Annotated in this window: 16 protein-coding genes; 7 read left to right on the top strand and 9 right to left on the bottom strand. The window is 38.4% G+C overall.

Translation table 11 applies throughout. The features are described 5' to 3' along the window. The first annotated feature begins 36 nt into the window (after positions 1 to 36). Positions 37 to 1,287, top strand: a complete 1,251-nt coding sequence (gene odhB, locus MED134_RS07630) for a 2-oxoglutarate dehydrogenase complex dihydrolipoyllysine-residue succinyltransferase (protein ID WP_038597575.1) — start codon at positions 37 to 39, stop codon at positions 1,285 to 1,287. Positions 1,288 to 1,688: 401 nt separating this feature from the next. Here the strand turns inward: odhB and MED134_RS07625 are convergent, their stop codons facing one another. From MED134_RS07625 to MED134_RS15260, 3 genes are read right to left on the bottom strand one after another with little or no spacing between them, the layout of a single operon-like run. After that, positions 1,689 to 2,354 (bottom strand): helix-turn-helix transcriptional regulator, encoded by a 666-nt coding sequence (locus tag MED134_RS07625; RefSeq protein ID WP_038597572.1) that lies wholly within the window; start codon positions 2,352 to 2,354, stop codon positions 1,689 to 1,691. 11 nt (positions 2,355 to 2,365) lie between these two features. Beyond that, entirely contained in the window at positions 2,366 to 4,276 is a 1,911-nt protein-coding gene (locus MED134_RS07620; RefSeq protein WP_038597569.1) for a tetratricopeptide repeat-containing sensor histidine kinase, read from the bottom strand. A gap of 45 nt (positions 4,277 to 4,321) precedes the next feature. Next, complete coding sequence (locus MED134_RS15260) at positions 4,322 to 4,480, bottom strand: hypothetical protein (RefSeq protein ID WP_158407703.1); 159 nt, start codon at positions 4,478 to 4,480, stop codon at positions 4,322 to 4,324. Between the two features lie 242 nt (positions 4,481 to 4,722). Here MED134_RS15260 and MED134_RS07615 point away from each other — a divergent pair, with 242 nt between their 5' ends. Next, positions 4,723 to 5,121, top strand: a complete 399-nt coding sequence (locus MED134_RS07615; protein ID WP_035325807.1) for a hypothetical protein — start codon at positions 4,723 to 4,725, stop codon at positions 5,119 to 5,121. Here the strand turns inward: MED134_RS07615 and dnaE are convergent. From dnaE to MED134_RS07600, 3 genes are all read right to left on the bottom strand, one after another. After that, positions 5,118 to 9,509: a DNA polymerase III subunit alpha gene (gene dnaE, locus MED134_RS07610; RefSeq protein WP_038597566.1), complete on the bottom strand. Its 4,392-nt coding sequence runs from the start codon at positions 9,507 to 9,509 to the stop codon at positions 5,118 to 5,120. The two genes, MED134_RS07615 and dnaE, sit on opposite strands and share 4 nt — an antisense overlap. A gap of 202 nt (positions 9,510 to 9,711) precedes the next feature. Beyond that, positions 9,712 to 10,158, bottom strand: coding sequence for a ferritin-like domain-containing protein (locus MED134_RS07605; RefSeq protein WP_038597563.1), 447 nt, complete (start codon positions 10,156 to 10,158; stop codon positions 9,712 to 9,714). A 215-nt stretch (positions 10,159 to 10,373) separates the two neighbouring features. Next, positions 10,374 to 11,186 carry a DUF6252 family protein gene (locus MED134_RS07600; RefSeq protein ID WP_038597560.1) on the bottom strand — a complete coding sequence of 271 codons (813 nt, stop codon included), beginning with the start codon at positions 11,184 to 11,186 and terminating at the stop codon, positions 10,374 to 10,376. A 131-nt stretch (positions 11,187 to 11,317) separates the two neighbouring features. Here MED134_RS07600 and MED134_RS07595 point away from each other — a divergent pair, with 131 nt between their 5' ends. From MED134_RS07595 to MED134_RS07580, 4 genes are all read left to right on the top strand, one after another. Beyond that, a complete protein-coding gene (locus MED134_RS07595; protein ID WP_035325802.1) occupies positions 11,318 to 11,836 on the top strand; it encodes a 30S ribosomal protein S16 in 519 nt (172 codons plus the stop codon). A gap of 105 nt (positions 11,837 to 11,941) precedes the next feature. Further along, the gene (gene rimM / locus MED134_RS07590; RefSeq protein ID WP_038597557.1) at positions 11,942 to 12,466 is read left to right on the top strand and encodes a ribosome maturation factor RimM; all 525 of its coding nucleotides are present in this window, start codon (positions 11,942 to 11,944) and stop codon (positions 12,464 to 12,466) included. Beyond that, positions 12,466 to 13,284 (top strand): tRNA1(Val) (adenine(37)-N6)-methyltransferase, encoded by an 819-nt coding sequence (locus MED134_RS07585; protein ID WP_038597554.1) that lies wholly within the window; start codon positions 12,466 to 12,468, stop codon positions 13,282 to 13,284. The genes rimM and MED134_RS07585 overlap by 1 nt, the downstream gene beginning before the upstream one ends. Positions 13,285 to 13,342: 58 nt before the next feature. Further along, positions 13,343 to 14,521 (top strand): acyl-CoA dehydrogenase family protein, encoded by a 1,179-nt coding sequence (locus MED134_RS07580; RefSeq protein ID WP_038597551.1) that lies wholly within the window; start codon positions 13,343 to 13,345, stop codon positions 14,519 to 14,521. A gap of 76 nt (positions 14,522 to 14,597) precedes the next feature. Here MED134_RS07580 and MED134_RS07575 read toward each other — a convergent pair whose 3' ends face one another. Continuing rightward, the gene (locus tag MED134_RS07575) at positions 14,598 to 15,500 is read right to left on the bottom strand and encodes an iron-sulfur cluster biogenesis protein NfuA (RefSeq protein ID WP_038597548.1); all 903 of its coding nucleotides are present in this window, start codon (positions 15,498 to 15,500) and stop codon (positions 14,598 to 14,600) included. 308 nt (positions 15,501 to 15,808) lie between these two features. Between MED134_RS07575 and MED134_RS07570 the strand changes: the two genes are divergently transcribed. Continuing rightward, the gene (locus MED134_RS07570) at positions 15,809 to 16,810 is read left to right on the top strand and encodes a type IX secretion system membrane protein PorP/SprF (protein WP_038597545.1); all 1,002 of its coding nucleotides are present in this window, start codon (positions 15,809 to 15,811) and stop codon (positions 16,808 to 16,810) included. Positions 16,811 to 16,901: 91 nt separating this feature from the next. On the opposite strand, the gene MED134_RS07565 is transcribed toward MED134_RS07570, so the two are convergent. Together MED134_RS07565 and MED134_RS07560 are read right to left on the bottom strand one after the other, a co-directional pair. Beyond that, positions 16,902 to 17,783, bottom strand: a complete 882-nt coding sequence (locus tag MED134_RS07565) for a flagellar motor protein MotB (RefSeq protein ID WP_038597542.1) — start codon at positions 17,781 to 17,783, stop codon at positions 16,902 to 16,904. Positions 17,784 to 17,913: 130 nt separating this feature from the next. After that, entirely contained in the window at positions 17,914 to 19,086 is a 1,173-nt protein-coding gene (locus MED134_RS07560) for a VWA domain-containing protein (RefSeq protein WP_038597539.1), read from the bottom strand. Between the last annotated feature and the right edge of the window lie 220 nt (positions 19,087 to 19,306).

Genomic DNA, 19,306 nt, shown 5'->3' with positions numbered 1-19,306 from the left:
AGTAAGTTGAGCAACACTGGCGTAACCAGAAACATTATGGTTTTAGAAATGAAAGTCCCTTCACCGGGAGAATCCATCACAGAAGTTGAAATCGCACAATGGCTCGTTGAAGACGGCGATTATGTAGAAAAAGACCAGGCCATTGCCGAGGTAGATAGTGATAAAGCAACACTCGAGCTTCCAGCAGAGATGAGTGGAATCATTACACTTAAAGCAGAAGAAGGTGATGCTGTTGAGGTAGGTGCAGTTGTGTGCCTTATTGATACTGCTGCAGAGGCGCCGGCAACAGACACCTATGAAGGTGGTGACGAAGGTGGTGGAGATGGTAAAGTAGAAGAAAAACTTAAAAAAGAACAGGCAGCAACTCCAAACACGGGAGAAAAAGCTCCAGCCGAAACTGAAAAGACATACGCATCTGGAACTCCAAGCCCAGCAGCAAGAAAAATTCTTGATGAAAAAGGAATGACTGCTAGCCAGGTTACGGGTACAGGTAGAGCTGGTCGCGTGACTAAAGAAGATGCTGTAAAAGCAACACCTTCTATGGGAACTCCAGGACCAGGTTCTAGAGGTGACTCACGTACTAAGTTATCTATGTTACGTCGTAAAGTTGCAGAGCGTCTCGTAGAAGCAAAAAATACAACAGCAATGCTTACTACCTTTAACGAGGTAAATATGCAGCCTATATTTGACCTGCGTAAGCAATACAAAGAGGACTTTAAGGCAAAGCACGGTGTAGGTCTAGGCTTTATGTCATTCTTTACACTAGCAGTGGTAAGAGCTCTTGAAATGTATCCTGCTGTAAACAGTATGATAGATGGTAAGGAGATGCTCACTTTTGATTATAAAGACATCTCAATTGCTGTATCAGGTCCTAAAGGCCTTATGGTACCAGTTATTAGAAATGCAGAAAACCTTTCTTTTAGAGGGGTTGAGAGTGAGGTAAAACGTCTTGCAATAAGAGCCAGAGATGGTAAAATTACGGTAGATGAGATGACAGGAGGAACCTTTACAATCTCAAATGGAGGTGTATTTGGATCTATGTTATCTACACCTATCATAAACCCACCTCAATCTGGTATCTTAGGAATGCACAACATAGTAGAGCGCCCTATCGTAAAAGATGGCGAGATTGTAATCGCACCTATAATGTTTGTAGCATTATCTTATGATCACAGAATTATCGATGGTAAAGAGTCTGTAGGATTCTTAGTCGCTGTAAAAGAAGCACTAGAAGATCCTATTAACATTCTTATGGATGGAGATATCAAGAAAGCCCTAGAGATGTAAATCATTAGGGTATAATAATATATGAAAGCCAACTTGTAATAAGTTGGCTTTTCTTTTTTTACGCTTTCGCGAAAGCGGTCTCCATAGTATTAATAATCAAAGTATGTAAGACTTTTTAGATGAGTTCCATAGTTGTGCAAAAAAAACACTCATTAAAAAAATTTAATGAGTGCTTTTCAGTTGGGGGAAAGCTTAGGTTTGCGTAATCATAAAAATAAAAACTCCCATTATAAGAAATGAGAGTTTTATAATAGCTTTTTTCAAATATCATCAAAATCTTGAATAATAACCCTCTTATGAAAAAAGCTACGGGGGAGTCACAAAGATATGATGGTATGGAGGTAAAATTTTACGGATTTCCTTTATTTGGGCGTTTTTTTTTTAATTTTTTTTGACTTTTTTTAAATCAGGCGCAAGTCGGCTAGTAAGCGTATGAGGTGTATGGTAGTTTTTGCACCAAACTCAGTGCGCAACTCACGCAGTCGCTTCTCGATACTACTGCGGCTGTAAGGTTTCATATTCTTAGACTTAAAGTGATGTTGTATTTCGTCTTGTGTAGCCCCATCTGCGAGAAGACTTAATAGCTCGATGTCGTAGTTATTAAGTTCTACCAGATTTTTTTGTTTTACATTATCTGCAAGGTGTTGAGAGATGTATTTTTCACCTTTTGCGACCTGCTCTATGGCTTCCTTAAGATTTTCTAATCCTCGTCTATCTTTACAAACATAACCATCTAGCAAGCCCGACTTCCAGAGGCTGTCAAAACGTTGTGGGTGATCTTCCATAGAGTAGACGATTACCTTAATGGACGGGTCTACCTCTTTTAATGCTTTAAAAAGGTGTTCTCCAGAGGTAAGGCGTTCTTTGCGATGAGACTCTTTAAAGGAGAGATCTGTGATTAAAAGGTCAAAAGGAGCTTTATCTTGAATGGCCATTTTAAATTCTAAAAAGGCTTCATCACAGTACTCGACGTGTACAACTTCTGGTATTTTGAGCTGTTTAAGAATAGAGGAGACACCCAGTTTTATGTTATCTATGTCTTCGGCCGCTAGTATTTTTTTAAACATTGTACTGTAAATTAAATAGGGATTGATAATTCTGCTCTAAAACCTTCATCTACCGCAGAGTCAAATTTTATTTCTCCTCCTAGAGATTTGAGACGGGTTTGCGTATTTAACAAACCGCTCCCGCGATTATCTCTCGATAGTGATACTCCTTTACCATTGTCACTGTAATTAATTTCTAAAAGTTTATCTACACTCTTAAAAACTAGCGCTACAAGAGAAGCTTTACTATGCTTTCTCATATTAGTCATTAACTCTTGTAGTACTCTGTAAATCTCGATTTTTACTTCGGGATTAATTACATTCCAGTTTATAGACTCCAGACCTCTTAGTATTAGTTTTCTTTCTGATGAGGTATAGGTTTGTAAGTTCATTGCAAGTTCTGTCGGGAAGTTCTCATCTGTTTGTATAGGCTTAGTCTCTCTAGAGAGGTCTCTACTTAATTTGTAAATGTCTTCAAGTCTATCTGCTACTGCAGGTGAGCTTATTTCGTTTTCTACCTCATTCATAACTAAGTAAATCTCGTTTGCAAGCTCATCGTGTAGTTTTTTGGCAAGGCGTTTTTCTGTTTCATAGCGATCTAGTAAACGCTGTTTTTTTGATTTCTCACGCTGGTACAATATAAAAACAACACCTATTATTAAAAGAGCTCCTATACCTGCTAGAGCCCAGTTTCTTTTTCTAATTGCTATGTCTTCCCGAAGCTGTGAGGCTGTAATTTTTTGTAAGGCGATATTTTCTCGTTCTTCTGCCTTTTCTACATCATAGCGCAGCTTTGCAAAGTCAAACTTAGCTTTGTTTTGAGCTTTAGTTAGAGAATCTGATAAGGAGGTGTATTCTTCAAAAAGGACATTAGACTCTTTAGTTACTGGGATTAAATAATCGAGCGCTTTTATAACAGCCTCAGTATTCTTAGCTTTAGAAGATATGTTATAAGCTTGTTGTGCGTGATATGCAGTCTTTTTAGTGTTTTCTAATGCCATATAAGCCTCTGCAAGGTGTATATGACTCGCATATTCTCCAGGTATGTCATTTATATCACTTCTCAAGTCTAAAGCTTCTTCTAGTAAGGGTATCGCGTCTTTGTGTCCAGCACGTGATTTTGCAAAGCCATAATTATCTTTGAGTCTATATAATGTTTTAAGTGACAAGCTATCTTTATAGGCAAGACCTACCTCTAGTTGTTGTATGGCGCCATTATTGTCACCAGATTTGAGTAGCGTGATAGCATAATTATTAATGAGTGAGGCTTTACTACTTGAAGCGTTAGCAAGTTGTAATGCTTTGCGATGGTACCGTATAGCCTCTTTCCATAAGCCACGCTCCCTATAAACCCTACCCAGAATATCATAGAACCAAGATATTTCTGAAGGGTCCTTTAGTGTATTACTATAGTCAAGAGCATTTACAATAGTATATTCTGCTCCATCTATATCGCCAAGACTGGTTTGTATGTAGCTCGCTTTTTTTGAAATTTTTATAATCTGTAAACTATCCTTTAACTCAGTAAAGAGTTCTATGGCGTGTACATAGTTTGTAAAAGCCTCAGAGGTATTCTGCTTTTTCTTATAAATATCTCCTTGACTATCATAAGATTGAGCGATAAATCGCTTGTTTTTTAATCTAGTTGCTTCGTCTAGTACTATTTTGGTCTGTGCAATTGCTTGATCGTATTGCTTATCATAATAATACAAATCACACCTATAGATTAGTTGCTCAAGGTATATAGAGTCAGACACTTGTCTTGACCAGTAAATTGCTTTATCATTTGCTACGAGTCTATCTTTGTAAGATTCTTTTTTTTTACGGCTTAACTTTTTGTAATACAGTAAACTATCCTCAGCCTTATATTTCTGAGGTGGGAGGGTGCTGTAAACCGTAAAACTATACAGTAAAAAAAGGGATGACAGAACAAACTGTTTCATCCCTCTAATATACGAATTAGTAAAAAATATTAAGATGCAAAAGGTCTAATTACCCTCTTCATCTTCCTTTTCTTCTCCATTGTTATCATCCTCTCCCCAAGTGCTTTCTATGCGATCACTTTCTTCGACCACGGTATCTGGAGTACAAGCAGTAAAAGTTACTCCCATAAATATAAATGCTAAGATGTAAATTGTCGTTTTCATAATTTTAATGTTTCAGGGTTATATTTTTTTGAAAGAATAAGCCTACATAAAGAAAAAATATGCTGCATTTTACGGATTTCCTTTATGAAACCTATTGCCAATTATCGTTCTTTGTGTACTGATTATCTTTTAGATACGTAAATATCTAGCTTATCAAGAGTGCTAGATGGAAAACCGATGGAAAATCCTTTCCTGTTCTTAATAGACTTGTATGTAAGAATGAATTAGAAAAAAATACCATTATGATGTTTAGAAAAATTGTTTTGTCCGCTTTCGCGAAAGCGGAAACAGAAACCCCCGGAAACACAAAAACACAATGGGCAGATCACCTAGCAAATAGTTTATGGTGCGAGTGTAAATATCAAATTTCAAGAAGAACGCTTCTCAATTATTACAATAGTTATGTAGATGGGGTTGATGAAGATGAGCTATGCCCTAATGCAAAGATGATAGAGATGCTTTGTAAGTATCTAGGCTATCCCAATTATGCCACTTATCTTTTACACCAAGCTAGTATGCAGGGTGTTAAGAGTAGCAAAAATCCGCAGGCATTTACTTATACGCTACAGACGGAGAATTATAAAGAAGAAGTTACAATACTTGTACGTAGAGAGCTAGTGCCTTCTCGTAATGTTGCTTAGTTTAGCTTATAGTGTATTTTGTTTTGATCTAGAGAATCTAGTAGTTCTTGGCAAATTTTGACCTTAGTCTTTTTGCTAGGCATTTTCACGTAGATTTTTTCCTTGGGTTCAAAGACTTGAAAGTGCAGTTTTGCACTACCCATATGTTGGTCTAATATTTCTTTAATTTCGGCTACGCGAGCTTCAGCTACTTCATTAATATCAATGTTTATGGTGAGTTTTTTTGCATTATTCTCCATAACATCTTGAAGTTGCTGTATACTATTAAACTGTGTGCGAGGATCTCCTTTTCGTCCAGTTTCCCTATTAGTAAAGCCGTCTTTTATAAAGACCTTTGCGTGTATAAAACTATTAGGTATTAAGAAGTGCCTCATCTTTAGGTACTCTTCTCCAAACATTCTAAACTCAAAACTATCTGTAAAATCCTCTACTGTAAAGGCGGCCCAGCCTTTACCATTTTTTGATACGCGATGTTGAACATCTGTAATCACCCCGCCAAAGGTGAGCTCCCTATTTACAAAAGCTTCCATCTGGTTAAAATGAGCAACGGTAGCGTTGCAAAAGGTTTCCATCTCGGTTTTAAAATCATCTAGTGGGTGACCAGATATATATACACCTACCACTTCTTTCTCACGTTTGAGCTTCTCCATTGTACCCCATTCTTCACACGGAGGAACTTCTGGTTCTGGAATTTGTACTTCACTTGACTCGCCAAAAAGGCTTACCTGCGAGCTATTTTCATTTTCTTGATAACGTGCACCATACTTTACAGCTTTTTCTAAAAAGGTTATCCCATCACCATTATCATTAAAGAATTGCGCTCTGTGCGTGTCGCCGTCTAGTTCATCAAAACCACCAGCAAGGGCAAGGCTCTCAAAAGCTTTCTTATTTGCAGCACGTAAATCTACACGACGAGCAAAGTCAAAAACAGATTTGTACTTACCATCTTTTCTGTTTTCTACAATAGTGGCAACAGCTCCTGTACCTACGCCTTTTACCGCACCCATACCAAAACGTACAGCGCCATTATCATTTACTGTAAATTTTCTAAAAGATTCATTTACATCTGGGCCTAGTACTTCTAGTCCCATACGCTTTGCCTCTTCCATAAAGAATGTTACTTGCTTTATGTCATTCATATTGTTAGAAAGTACAGCGGCAAGATACTCTGCTGGGTAGTGTGCTTTTAGATATGCTGTTTGATAAGCAATCCAAGCATAACAGGTAGAGTGAGACTTGTTAAAGGCATACGCGGCAAAAGCCTCCCAGTCTTTCCATATTTTTTCTAGCTTTTCTGGATCGTGTCCTTTTGCAGATGCCTGTTCTATAAACTTAGGCTTCATTTTATCAAGAACTGCAATTTGCTTTTTACCCATTGCCTTACGCAGTACATCTGCCTCACCCTTTGTAAAGTCGGCAAGTTTTTGAGATAGAAGCATCACTTGCTCTTGATATACAGTAATACCATAAGTCTCTTTTAAGTACTCTTCCATCGCTGGGAGATCATACTCAATTTCTTCTTCTCCGTGCTTCCTCCTTACAAAAGAGGGAATATATTCCATAGGACCTGGACGATAAAGGGCATTCATCGCAATAAGATCTTCAAAAACGGTAGGTTTAAGAGATTGCATATGCTTTTGCATACCAGGTGATTCATATTGAAAAATCCCTACGGTATCTCCACGCTGGAAGAGTTCGTATGTCTTTTCATCATCTAGAGGGAAGTTCTCTGGATCCAGATCTACATTGTGGCGATACTTAACAAGCTTAACAGTGTCCTTTATAAGAGTAAGGGTCTTCAGACCCAAGAAGTCCATCTTAAGCAATCCAGCTTCTTCTACTACAGAGTTGTCAAACTGTGTTACATAGAGGTCTGAGTCCTTTGCTAGTGCAACAGGTACAAAATTTGTAATATCATCTGGCGTGATAATCACTCCACAGGCGTGTATCCCCGTGTTACGTACAGACCCCTCTAGCTGGCGTGCTTGCCTGAGCATTTGGCCTTCCAGATTGTCTTGAGTCTCTATATTTATAAGTTCTTGTACCTTAGGTAAATCATCAGATCTAAAAGAACTGCGCAACTCAGCATCTGTCTTGCCAAAAATCTTGCGCAGCTTACTCATAGTAGGTATGAGCTTTGCAATACGATCTGCATCTCCTAGTGATAGATCTAGTGCTCTAGAGGTATCACGTATAGATGACTTTGCAGCCATTGTACCGTATGTAATAATTTGTGCAACTTGATTTGCTCCATACTTATCTATTACATACTGCATTACACGCCCACGTCCTTCATCATCAAAATCAATATCAATATCGGGCATACTCACACGATCCGGATTTAAGAAACGCTCAAAAAGTAGGTCATACTTCATTGGGTCTATGTTTGTAATCCATAAACAGTATGCAGCAACAGATCCCGCGGCAGATCCACGACCAGGTCCTACAGATACATCCATATTACGAGCCTCGCGTATAAAATCTTCTACAATCAAGAAGTAACCCGGATATCCTGTTTTTTCTATAACGTCAAGTTCAAAATCTAAACGTTCTGTAACTTCTTCTGAGAGTTCTTCACCATAGCGTTTTTTTGCACCTTCATAAACCAGATGTCTTAAAAAAGCATTTTCACCACGTTTTCCACCATCTATTGCATCTTCGGGAGATACAAATTCTTGAGGTATGTCAAACGCTGGAAGCAGTACGTCTCTCGCAAGTTCATAAGGTTCAATTTTATCAACAACCTCTTGTACATTTAAAATAGCTTCTGGCACATCTGCAAAGAGGATTTTCATTTCCTCTCCGCTTTTAAAGTAGTACTCATCATTAGGAAGGCCATAACGATAGCCACGACCACGCCCCTTTGGAGTAGCTACTTTTTCTCCATCTTTTACACAAAGCAATACATCGTGCGCATCTGCATCAGATTTATCTATGTAAAAAGTGTTATTTGATGCGACGGTTTTAATATTATGCTTTCGCGAAAGCGCAATTAAAACAGGCATCACTCTATCCTCATCTTCTTGCCCGTGACGCATTAACTCTATATATAAGTCATCGCCAAACTGCTCTTTCCACCAAATGAGGGCTTCCTCGGCTTGATTTTCACCTACGTTAAGTATTTTGCTAGGCACCTCTCCATATAAGTTACCTGTGAGTACAATAAGATCATCGCGATATTGCATTATCACATTACGATCTATACGAGGTACATAATAAAAACCATCTGTGTAGGCAATAGACGCCATTTTACAGAGGTTTTGATATCCATTTTTATTTTTGGCGAGGATCACTATTTGATACCCATTATCCTTCTGGCTTTTGTTTTTGTGATCTACACAGACGTTAAACTCACAACCTATAATGGCTTTAAGAGGTACTCCTTCTGGATCTTCTCCTGCCTCTACAGCTGCGGCATTTGCTTTTTTGACACCTGCGTTATGCGACTTTACGGCTTTGGTAAAGTGAAAAGCTCCCATCATATTACCCATATCTGTCATAGCGACTGCAGGCATTTTTTGAGCCGCAGCAGCCTTTACAATGTCTTGTACGCTAGCGGTAGACTGCAGTATAGAAAACTGTGAGTGATTATGTAAATGAGCAAACTTTACCTCAGAGAGCTTTGCAGCATTATCTTCTAGTTCTGTTTGTGATATTTCTGGGGCTTCATTTTGCGCAGCTAGTTTTTTGGCAATACGCTCAGAGGCTTTTTTGAGATTGATGTGTTTGAGTCCTATAAACTCAATGGGTTGCGGGTTTGCTTGAGAGAACCTGTCAAAATAATCTGGCTGTACATCTAGCTCCTCTTTTGTGTATACACGCTGGCGTATAAGTTCTAAAAAGCAACGCGTAGTCGCCTCAACATCTGCCGTAGCATTGTGAGCTTCTCCAAAACCTTCACCAAAAAGATGTTTGTGCAACTCTGTAAGTGTAGGTAGTTTAAATTTTCCACCTCGTCCTCCAGGTAACTGGCAAAGGGTTGCCGTTTTTTCTGTACACGTATCTAGTACGGGCAGCTCTTGCAGGTCGTTGCCAATGTTGAGCCTGTGAAACTCTGCACCCATAATATTTGTATCAAAACCTACGTTTTGACCCACCACATATTTTGCCTGAGATAATGCAATATTAAAATTCTCAAGAACCTCAGAGAGTGCAACTCCATCTTTTTCTGCTAGGGCTGTTGATATCCCGTGTATACGCTCTGCATCATAGGGAATGTCAAAACCATCTGGCTTTACTAGATAATCTTGGTGCTCTATGACTTGTCCCATCTCATCGTGCAGCTGCCAGGCTATCTGTATACAGCGTGGCCAGTTGTCTGAGTCTGTAATAGGAGCGTTCCAGTTTTTTGGAAGTCCTGTAGTTTCGGTGTCAAAAATGAGGTACATAGGCGTAAGAAATGTGGATAAGAAATGTACAGAATTTTACTCTTTAATGTGCCCTTAATTGATGTCAAATTTTAATGATTTATGCACAATAATATTACTCGTTATAAGTGGCTGATGATGAGAAATTGATGCAAAAAAAAATCCCAACCTACTGGTTGGGATTTTTCTCCTTTTTCAAATCCAATTTTTTAAAATGTGGCAATTATGCCCACTCTTCAAGAGTTTTTACTTCGTTAAGAGCATTCTGTATACTATTACGTTGTTTTTCTAGTATTGTTCTTGTTGAGTTTGGTAATGAAGTCTCTGCGAGTACTTCGTTATATGTTTCTACAGAGGCCTTTTCTCCTCGTATTGCTTCTTCTAAAACCGCTTCGTCATTATCTGTTGTAAAAGCTGCTTTTACATCCATCCACGCTCTGTGCGCATCTGCTGTAAAGCTTGTTCCTTTGTCTACTTCTTGGCCAAAGCTGCGTACCTCTTCCTTAATTTCGTGTCCAAAGTTATATCGATCTTGAGCACGGTTTTTAAAAAAGTTTTTTAGTCCTGTGTTGCTTACTTTTTCTGCTGCTTTCTTGTAGCCAGCTTCTGCATCATATGACTTGGTTAATAAATTGTTTAACTTATTTCCTACTTCTTCTGTATAGCTCATAATATGTTTTTGTTGTTAGTAATGATGTAAAGGTACAGGGAGACAGGGCTTTGGGATAGAGGTTTAACCACCTTTAACCTCATAGCACTAGATTTGGCGCATATTAACGTAAATCTCTGTTAAGTGTCTTAAAATACTTAACATAAAAGAAAAAGCACCCCTTGTGGAGTGCTCGTATTATGCGTGGTTCCGCTTTCGCGAAAGCGTAATAAACTTTAGTAATTTATAGTAAATGCACCTTCTGTTACATCAAACCCATCATCTGTTTGAAAAGAAAAGGTGCCTACAATAAGCTCATTTGCTGCGTCATTTGTAATGATGGTAAGCTCTCCAGAAGTAGCATTAGACACTCCATTGGGAACCGTATAACCAGCCGAAAGGTCTGGATTTGTACCTAATAAATAGTCACCTGGCATTGTGTTGAGCGGAAAGTTTAACGCAAGAGATGTGGTAGAAGTTTGTCCCACTACGGTTATAAGATTACCAGATACCGAACTATTTATGATAGTAGGAGTAAACGTTATCGTATTTACCTTTGCAGTAAAGTTGTTTTGAAGTACAATTACTTCTGGTTCATTCATTAAAGGACTTAGTATAGGGACTTGATATGCAACACCTCTATAAAAGAAAACAGAGTCTTGTAGTGATTCTGTATATGCGGTAAAGTTAAACTCTCCAGAGAGGCTGTTGTCTCCGTTAAGAGTGTAGATAAAATTTCCGGTAGATAGCGCGTTAAGAGTGCTGTACTCTATGCCGTTCTCATCTGTATAGGTTGCGATGTTTGTGTTATTTGCACCTCCTAGGGTTACAGGACTCTGGCTTTGATTATTGACGAGAATGTTTACAGCTTCAAGGCCGCGTTCTCCAGCGACTACTAGACTGCCATCTATGTTAAAAATGGCTCTTGAGTCATTTGCTCTAAAGAGTAAGCTGTCTTTAATTCCTTGTAAGGCTGGACTATTGTCTTCTATAGTACTACAAGAAGTAAAGAGCATTACACTTAAAAATGTAAGAAATAATACTTTCATTGAGGGGTGTCTTAAATATTTTGCAAAAGTACTCTATATTAAAGACATAACGTGTCGAAAGGATTAAAAATTGTAGTATATTTGCAGACTTAAATAAAAACAGGGGTCGGGTACCCCACAAATTAACTTTTATGTCAGTTAAAATTAGATTACAAAGACACGGTAAAAAAGGAAAACCTTTTTACTGGATCGTAGCAGCAGATGCACGCGCAAAGAGAGATGGTAAATACTTAGAAAAAATAGGTACTTACAATCCAAACACTAACCCAGCACAGATTGATCTAGATGTAGATGGAGCTGTAACTTGGTTACAAAACGGAGCGCAGCCTACTGAGACGGCAAAACGTCTTTTATCGTACAAAGGAGCAATGCTCAAAAATCACCTTGCAGGTGGTGTACGTAAAGGAGCGCTTACTGAAGAGCAAGCAGAAGAAAAATTCAACGCTTGGTTAGAAGAAAAAGCTTCTAAAGTTGCAGCTAAGAAAGGTGACCTTTCTAAAGCAGAAGAAAAAGCAAAAGCAGACGCTCTTGCAGCTGAGAAAGCTGTAAACGAGGCTCGTATCGCAGCAGCACAACCAGAAGTGGTTGCAGATGCTGAGGATGCTCCTGGTGCAGAGGGTGAAGCAGCAGCTTCAGACTCTGAAGAGTAAACAGCATTATAAGCCCACGGGCTTTATAAATGTAACAGAAACGTCCTAATGTAATTATTAGGACGTTTTCTTATTTTATAAGATATCATTGTATTTTTACAACCTATGAAAAAGGAAGAATGTTTTTACCTAGGTAAAATAGTACGTAAGTACAGTTTTAAAGGAGAACTACTCGCAAAACTAGATACAGACGAGCCAGAACAGTATGTAGATATGGACTCTGTCTTTATCGATTTTGGGCCTAGTCTTGTGCCTTATTTTATCGAGTCTTCACAATTACACAAGTCTACACTGCTCCGTGTAAAATTTGAAGATATAGATACAGAAGAAGATGCAGATGATATGATAGGAGCTGGTTTATACCTTCCACTAGACCTATTGCCAGAGTTAACCGGTGATCAATTTTACTTCCACGAGGTAGTAGGCTTTACTGCGGTAGACAAAGCTTTTGGTGAGATAGGTACCATCACTTATGTAAATGATAGTAACACACAGGCTATTTTTGAGATAGACCGCGATGGCTCTCAAGTACTCATCCCTATGGTAGATGACTTTATCAAAAAGGTAGACCGCGAGAACAAGCAAATGCATTTTGAACTACCTGAAGGCTTGATAGATTTATACATATAATGTCATCAAAACCCTTTAAATTCAAATACTTTACCATCGCTCAAGATCGTTGTGCGATGAAAATAGGCACAGATGGTGTCTTGCTAGGTGCTTGGACGTCTACAGAGGCATATCCAGATAGCATACTTGATATAGGGACAGGTACAGGTGTGATTGCACTTATGCTTGCTCAGCGCTGTGATGCACAAACTATAGATGCCGTAGAGCTAGATGATAATGCTTATGAGCAGGCTACCGAAAATTTTGAAAACAGTGACTGGGGCGATCGTCTGTTTTGTTACCACGCACATTTATACGAGTTTGCGGCAGAGGTAGATGATGAGTATGACCTTATAGTTTGTAACCCGCCATTTTATACAGAAGATCTCACACAGGCCTCACAAGACGCATTAAAAGAAAAGTCGCAAAATGATGGTGCAGCCCAAGATGCACGAGAGCAAGCAAGGTTTGAGTCTGCGATGCCTTTTGAATTACTTGTGGGAGCGGTAGCAAAGCTGCTTTCACCAGAAGGTACATTTAACGTGATAATCCCTTATGAGCGTGAAGAGGATTTTATTTTGCTATGTTCTAGAGCGCAACTTGCACCTACAAGAATTACCAGAGTAAAAGGAACCCCAGACGCACCATTAAAGCGCAGTCTTATGTCTTTCTCATTTGCTGCTCAAGATGAAGAAGTTGTAGATGGTGAAGACCGCTTTCGCGAAAGCGTAACCCCGCAAAGTCCCGCAGAGATAACAACGCTTATTATCGAAAAGTCACGTCACGATTATACGGATGCATATGTCTCACTGGTTAAAGACTTCTATATCAAAATGTAAGCTGGGTTTTGGGCATTGAAAACGTTTTCGCTACTTTTACGATGCAAAAAACTAAGCTATGAAACCAGATCTTTTTGAGGCTCCAGATTATTATAATCTAGACGACCTTCTTACCGAAGAACATAAATTAATACGTGATGCTGCCCGTGCTTGGGTAAAGCGTGATGTATCACCTATAATAGAACAAGCAGCGCAAGATGCAAAGTTCCCAAAATCTATCATTCCAGGCCTAGCAGAGATAGGTGCTTTTGGACCATATATTCCTGAGCAATATGGCGGAGCTGGCTTAGATCAAATTTCTTACGGACTTATAATGCAAGAGATAGAGCGTGGTGACTCTGGTGTGCGATCTACAGCTTCTGTACAATCTTCACTAGTGATGTATCCTATATGGAAATATGGCTCTGAAGAGCAACGTAACAAGTTTTTACCAAAACTAGCCTCTGGTGAGTTTATGGGATCTTTTGGACTTACAGAACCAGATCACGGGTCTAACCCTAGTGGAATGGTTACAAACTTTAAAGATATGGGAGACCATTATCTTTTAAACGGGGCAAAACTTTGGATCTCAAATAGCCCATTTTGTGATGTGGCTGTTGTGTGGGCAAAAAATGAAGAGGGACGTATACACGGTCTTATTGTAGAAAGAGGAATGGAAGGATTTTCTACTCCAGAGACTCACAATAAATGGTCACTTAGAGCAAGTGCAACAGGAGAGCTTATCTTTCAAGATGTAAAAGTGCCTAAAGAAAATTTATTACCAAATAAATCTGGATTAGGAGCGCCATTAGGTTGTCTTGATTCGGCACGTTTTGGTATTGCTTGGGGAGCGATAGGAGCCGCAATGGACTGTTATGATACTGCATTGCGTTATGCAAAAGAGCGTATCCAATTTGGGAAGCCTATTGCCGCTTTCCAATTGCAGCAAAAGAAGCTGGCAGAAATGATTACAGAGATTACAAAGGCACAATTACTAGCTTTTAGATTAGGACAGCTCAAAAATGAAGATAGAGCTACGTCGGCACAAATATCTATGGCAAAACGTAATAATGTCGAGATGGCTATAAAAATTGCTCGTGAGGCACGCCAGATGCTAGGTGGTATGGGTATTACAGGAGAGTATAGTATTATGCGCCATATGATGAACCTAGAGAGTGTAATTACGTATGAAGGTACGCACGACATACACTTGCTTATAACAGGTCTTGATATTACAGGTGAGAATGCTTTTAAATAGTAAACGTTACTCTAACTGAAAAAGCCTCATTACATTTTTATGTAATGAGGCTTTTTTAATTTTGTGAAATTTAAATCTAGCCGTTAATAGCTTCTACCATATTAATCTTACCTGGTAGCATTTGCTTAAGCATATTTTCTATTCCGTTTTTAAGTGTAAACGTACTAGAAGGACAACCGCTACAAGCACCTTGTAAAATTACCGAGACGTTTTGGGTCTTCTCATCATAATGTTTAAATACGATATTACCTCCATCACTAGCAACGGCAGGTTTTACATATTCTTCTATAATATTTACAATCTCTTTTGATACGTCATCTAGAGTTTCAAACTTTTCTTCGGCGATGGCGTCTACTTGTTGAGGAGTTTTGAGCTGCTCTGCAGTTACGATTTCTTTTCCATCTTGAATGTAGTCACGTATAAACTCACGTGTCTCAGTTACAACCTCATCCCACTCTGCCATATCATACTTCTGGACTGAGATATAATTTTCATCAAAAAACACTTCTTTTACAAATGGAAAGTGAAAAAGCGCCTTAGCCATAGGTGCATTTGCAGTATCATCAATGCTTTTAAACTCAAAAGAGGTTGTTACCAGCTTTTTATTTGCTACAAACTTAATAGTAGACGGGTTAGGCGTAGACTCTGCATATACTGTTACTGGTATTTTTTTGGCAGCAACATCTTCTATAATTACAAGTCCGTTATCATTAAGATAATCTTCTACTTGGTTTGCAACTTCTTGCTGCACATCTATCCACTCTACGATATTATATTTTTCTATCGCGACAAAGTTTTGTGCGATGTAAACTGTTTTTACAAATGGTAAGTAAAACAGTTGCTGTGCAAGTGGAGAGTTTGCAGCCTCATCTATATTTTTAAATTCGTAGCTATTGTGATTAACAAGAAATTGATCTGCTTGAAATTTTTTGATTGCAGGATTTGATGTTCCTTCTACAGATATATTATATGTTGCCATAGGTGATTTTTTTTGCAAAGGTAGGGAAGATGAGCTTTAAAATGTTATAGAATAGTATATGAATGAGTACTAGGGACGATGTTATTAAATTTAATACCACTAGTGTTATATTTTGGTAAATATGCTGCTGTAATAGTATCTCCCGATATGAGTTCACTTCATATTTAAGGATATGTATTGTAAAAAGTCATATATTTGAGAGCTACGGAAGTAAAATCTTTTGTAGGCCTTACTTAAAAAATAATAGACTGCAGTCGCAAGGGGCAATATCCAAGGCGATTTACTGTTGTATAGAAAACGAAAAACCTATGAGTTTGAAGAAATCCTACTTTCTAATAGCCTTGTTTTTTGCGCAATATGCTATTGCACAAGAGGGAATACCTGTATACCTTGATTACTTACAAGATAACCTGTATTTACTACACCCATCTATGGCGGGAGCCTCTCAAACCACAAAGTTAAGAGGAACTGCACGTGGCCAGTGGGCAGGAGTAGATGATGCACCAGCATTACAAACGGTTAGTATGAATGGTCGAGTAGGTGAGAAAATAGGTGTAGGAGGTATTCTTTTTAATGATAGAAATGGATACTTTTCTCAGCAAGGTGCTTATGCCACATTTGCTTATCACTTAATGCTAGGTCGTAGCTTTGTGGATCTTAACCAGCTTTCTTTTGGGATAAGTGCTGGTATTATACAGGGTAAACTAGATGAGACTAATTTTGACCTCACAGATTTTGATCCAGTAATTTCAGGAATAGAGCAAAGTGATTCTTACTTGAATGTAGATTTTGGAATGTCTTACAACTTCTTAGACTTCTCTGCACATTTTACAGTTAAGAACGCAATACCTGCAAAACGTGATATTTTTAGTGAAAATTTTGAGCCTAACAACCAGCGTCGCTATATAGTCTCAATGGCATATGCGGTAACACCTAATTATACAGACTGGAGTTTTGAGCCATCTGTAATGTTTCAAGCAACAGAGCAAACGGGTGAAGCTACACTAGATGTAAATGCAAAAGCATATTATAAACTAGACTGGGGACGTCTCTGGGGAGGTTTATCTTATAGAAGAAGTTTTGACGGAGCAGAGTTTACAACAAATGGTGAAACTGTAGATGTACAAAAATTACAATACGTTACACCTTTTATAGGAGGAATGTATGATCGCTTTATTTTTGGTTACACATACTCATACCAGAGCAACTCTGTAGTGCTTACCAATGGTGGTTTCCACCAGATTACATTAGGTCTTAATTTAGGAGTAAATAAAGATCCTTATGACTGTAATTGCCCTGCAATAAATTAACTATTATCTCGCTTTCGCGAAAGCGTAATCACAATAAAAAAAGCCTCATCAAGTTGATGAGGCTTTCTTGTTTTTAAGACTTTGTCTAGACTTACTCATTTGAAGCCATAAGTGCTAAAAACTTATCTAAGTTGGGTAAAATAAGAATACGTGTTCTTCTATTTCTAGACATATTCTCTTTGCTGTTATTTTCTACAAGTGGGACATAGCTACTTCTCCCAGACGCTATAAGCTTTGCAGGATCTACGTTGTGATTGTTTTGCAACTCACGCACGATGGCAGTCGCTCTCTGCACACTTAAGTCCCAGTTATCTTTAAGGTAAGAACCCTTCTTAACGGTGCGGCTATCTGTGTGTCCTTCTACCATAACCTCTACTGCAGGCTCAGAATTTACTACGGCTGCAATACGTTTTAAAAGATCATCTGCCTCTTTGCTTACTCTATAGCTTCCTGAGCGAAATAACATCTTATCTGAGATAGAGATTTGTACAACCGTATCATCTATGTCTATATTAATGTCTTGGCTAGCGTTGTTTCCATACACATCGCGATCTAGGTTGCGTTTAAGCTTGTGCGATACGGCAAGATTCATAGAGTCTTCAAGTGTTTGTGCTTGTGCAAGCTCACTTGGGTCTACATTTGCAAGTGCAGCTCTAAGTTTCTTTTTTGTGTTTTCAGACATTACCGTACCATTTGTAGTAATCTCAAATTTTGAATCATTTGAGGCCTGTAAATCTGTGTTGGTGTCTTTAAGAGCGTTAATTTTATTATTATAATCATCTACACGTTGCTCTATAGCAGCATACTTTGCCTTTATTTCCTCTTTCTCTACTTTAGTTTTGGTAAGTGTAACCTTTGTAGTGTCATACTCAGATTGTAGTTGGGTATATTTTTTCTTTGATACGCACGAGGTTATCATTCCTGCAGTAAGTGCAATAAGTAAGGTGTTTTTTGATATTCTTGAAATACTCATAAATCTTTAGTTTAGTGTTTACTTCTATCTTATACGGCTAGAGTGATTTGTATAGACGTTAAGAGAATCATAAAAACAAAAATTGCCTCTAGTTGTCGCTAGAGGCAATTATAATATAGATGTATCAAACTTATTCTTCCCAGTGGTAATCTTTTACTTTGCCCTGCTTTTTTATTGCTTCAATAAGGGCGTTGCGCAGCTCGTTATCTTTCTTATTTGTCTTTGCAGCTACATATGATTGACGCTTCTTATTAAGAGTGGCAATCTCCTCTTGTATTTTTTTACGTTCTTTCTTTTTTTGAGCGATGTATGCTTTTATTTCCTTTTCGTTCTTTCCTTTTAATTCCTTGGGAAGTTCTGATACTTCAAGCTCTTCTACAATTTCCTCATTATCATCTAGCGCATCTACAAGGTCCCAGCTACTATTTTTATATAACCTTGAGCTCTTGCTTACGGCTCTTTTTACGGCATTTGCACTACCATATGCCTCTGCATTAGTATCTTGACTGCTTTGTAGTGCCATCTTGCTAGAGGCAAGATTTCCATACCCTACATAGGTTTTGTTAAGTGCAGCATTTTTATGTAAAATCTCATCATCATAAGGAGAAGGTATATGTACCGTTGTACGGTCGCTATTTATTGCGATGTAGTCACCCTTTGTAAGTGCAGCACCATCTTTCCAATGTGTTTTAACACCTTGATTATAGTCACCACAAAAGATAGTGTTTATGGTTACATCTTTACCGCAAGCATTGCTGGCAGCACTTTCATAAGTAATAGGGCCTTGGTTAAAGGGTTCATTACCTGCTATAAATATTAAATTAAGGTCGTTTGCATTTTTACCCCAGTCTAGTTGGTTGAGCGAGGTTTGTATCACATTACCACAATACTCGTTACCACCATTTGTTGTGAGTGAGAAAAGGTTTTTAGAAATCTCATCTAGATCTGTGCTAAAGGCGCTCACCATCCTAATATATCCCTCTCTTGCATTAAGGCGATCATTACCGTATTCATAAAGGGCAATTTTAAGATCTGGTTGTGAGTCATTGCCGCATTTTGCAAGTGCAAGCTCGTTTACAAGTTCCCAGAGTTGAGCCCTTGCCTGGTCTATAAGACCATCCATACTATTTGAGGTGTCAAGCAGCAAAGCGACTTTTATGGTATTTGCGTCAGGTTTTGGTGTAGAGATGTGTAGTGATGAGGTTTCCGCTTTCGCGAAAGCGTAATTTTCCACTTTAAGTTCTCTTGCGATACTGTTTGTAAGTGTTCCCAGGGTAGCAGCAAGTAGCAATAGCGTTTTCATAAGTTTGTTTTTTGAGATGAATAAAAATGTTGAGAGCTATATCTAATGTCTCTTTTTGAATTAGTTACAAGTCAAAAGTAGCTAGGACTTTGTCTAGAAATTATCGTTATTGAGTAAACTAGCACTGCGGGTGAGTGAACGCGCCAGTGATTTGAGTAAAGTGGTAAAATATGGTTGTAAAATGCCATTTATAAGCAAGTTGCGAGGCCTTGTGATTTTA

Origin of the sequence: Dokdonia sp. MED134 (assembly GCF_000152925.2) — a bacterium.
Taxonomy (GTDB): Bacteria; Bacteroidota; Bacteroidia; order Flavobacteriales; family Flavobacteriaceae; genus Dokdonia.
The sequence above is the reverse complement of the archived record's forward strand: the minus strand, read 5'-3'. Positions and strand labels throughout refer to the sequence as shown.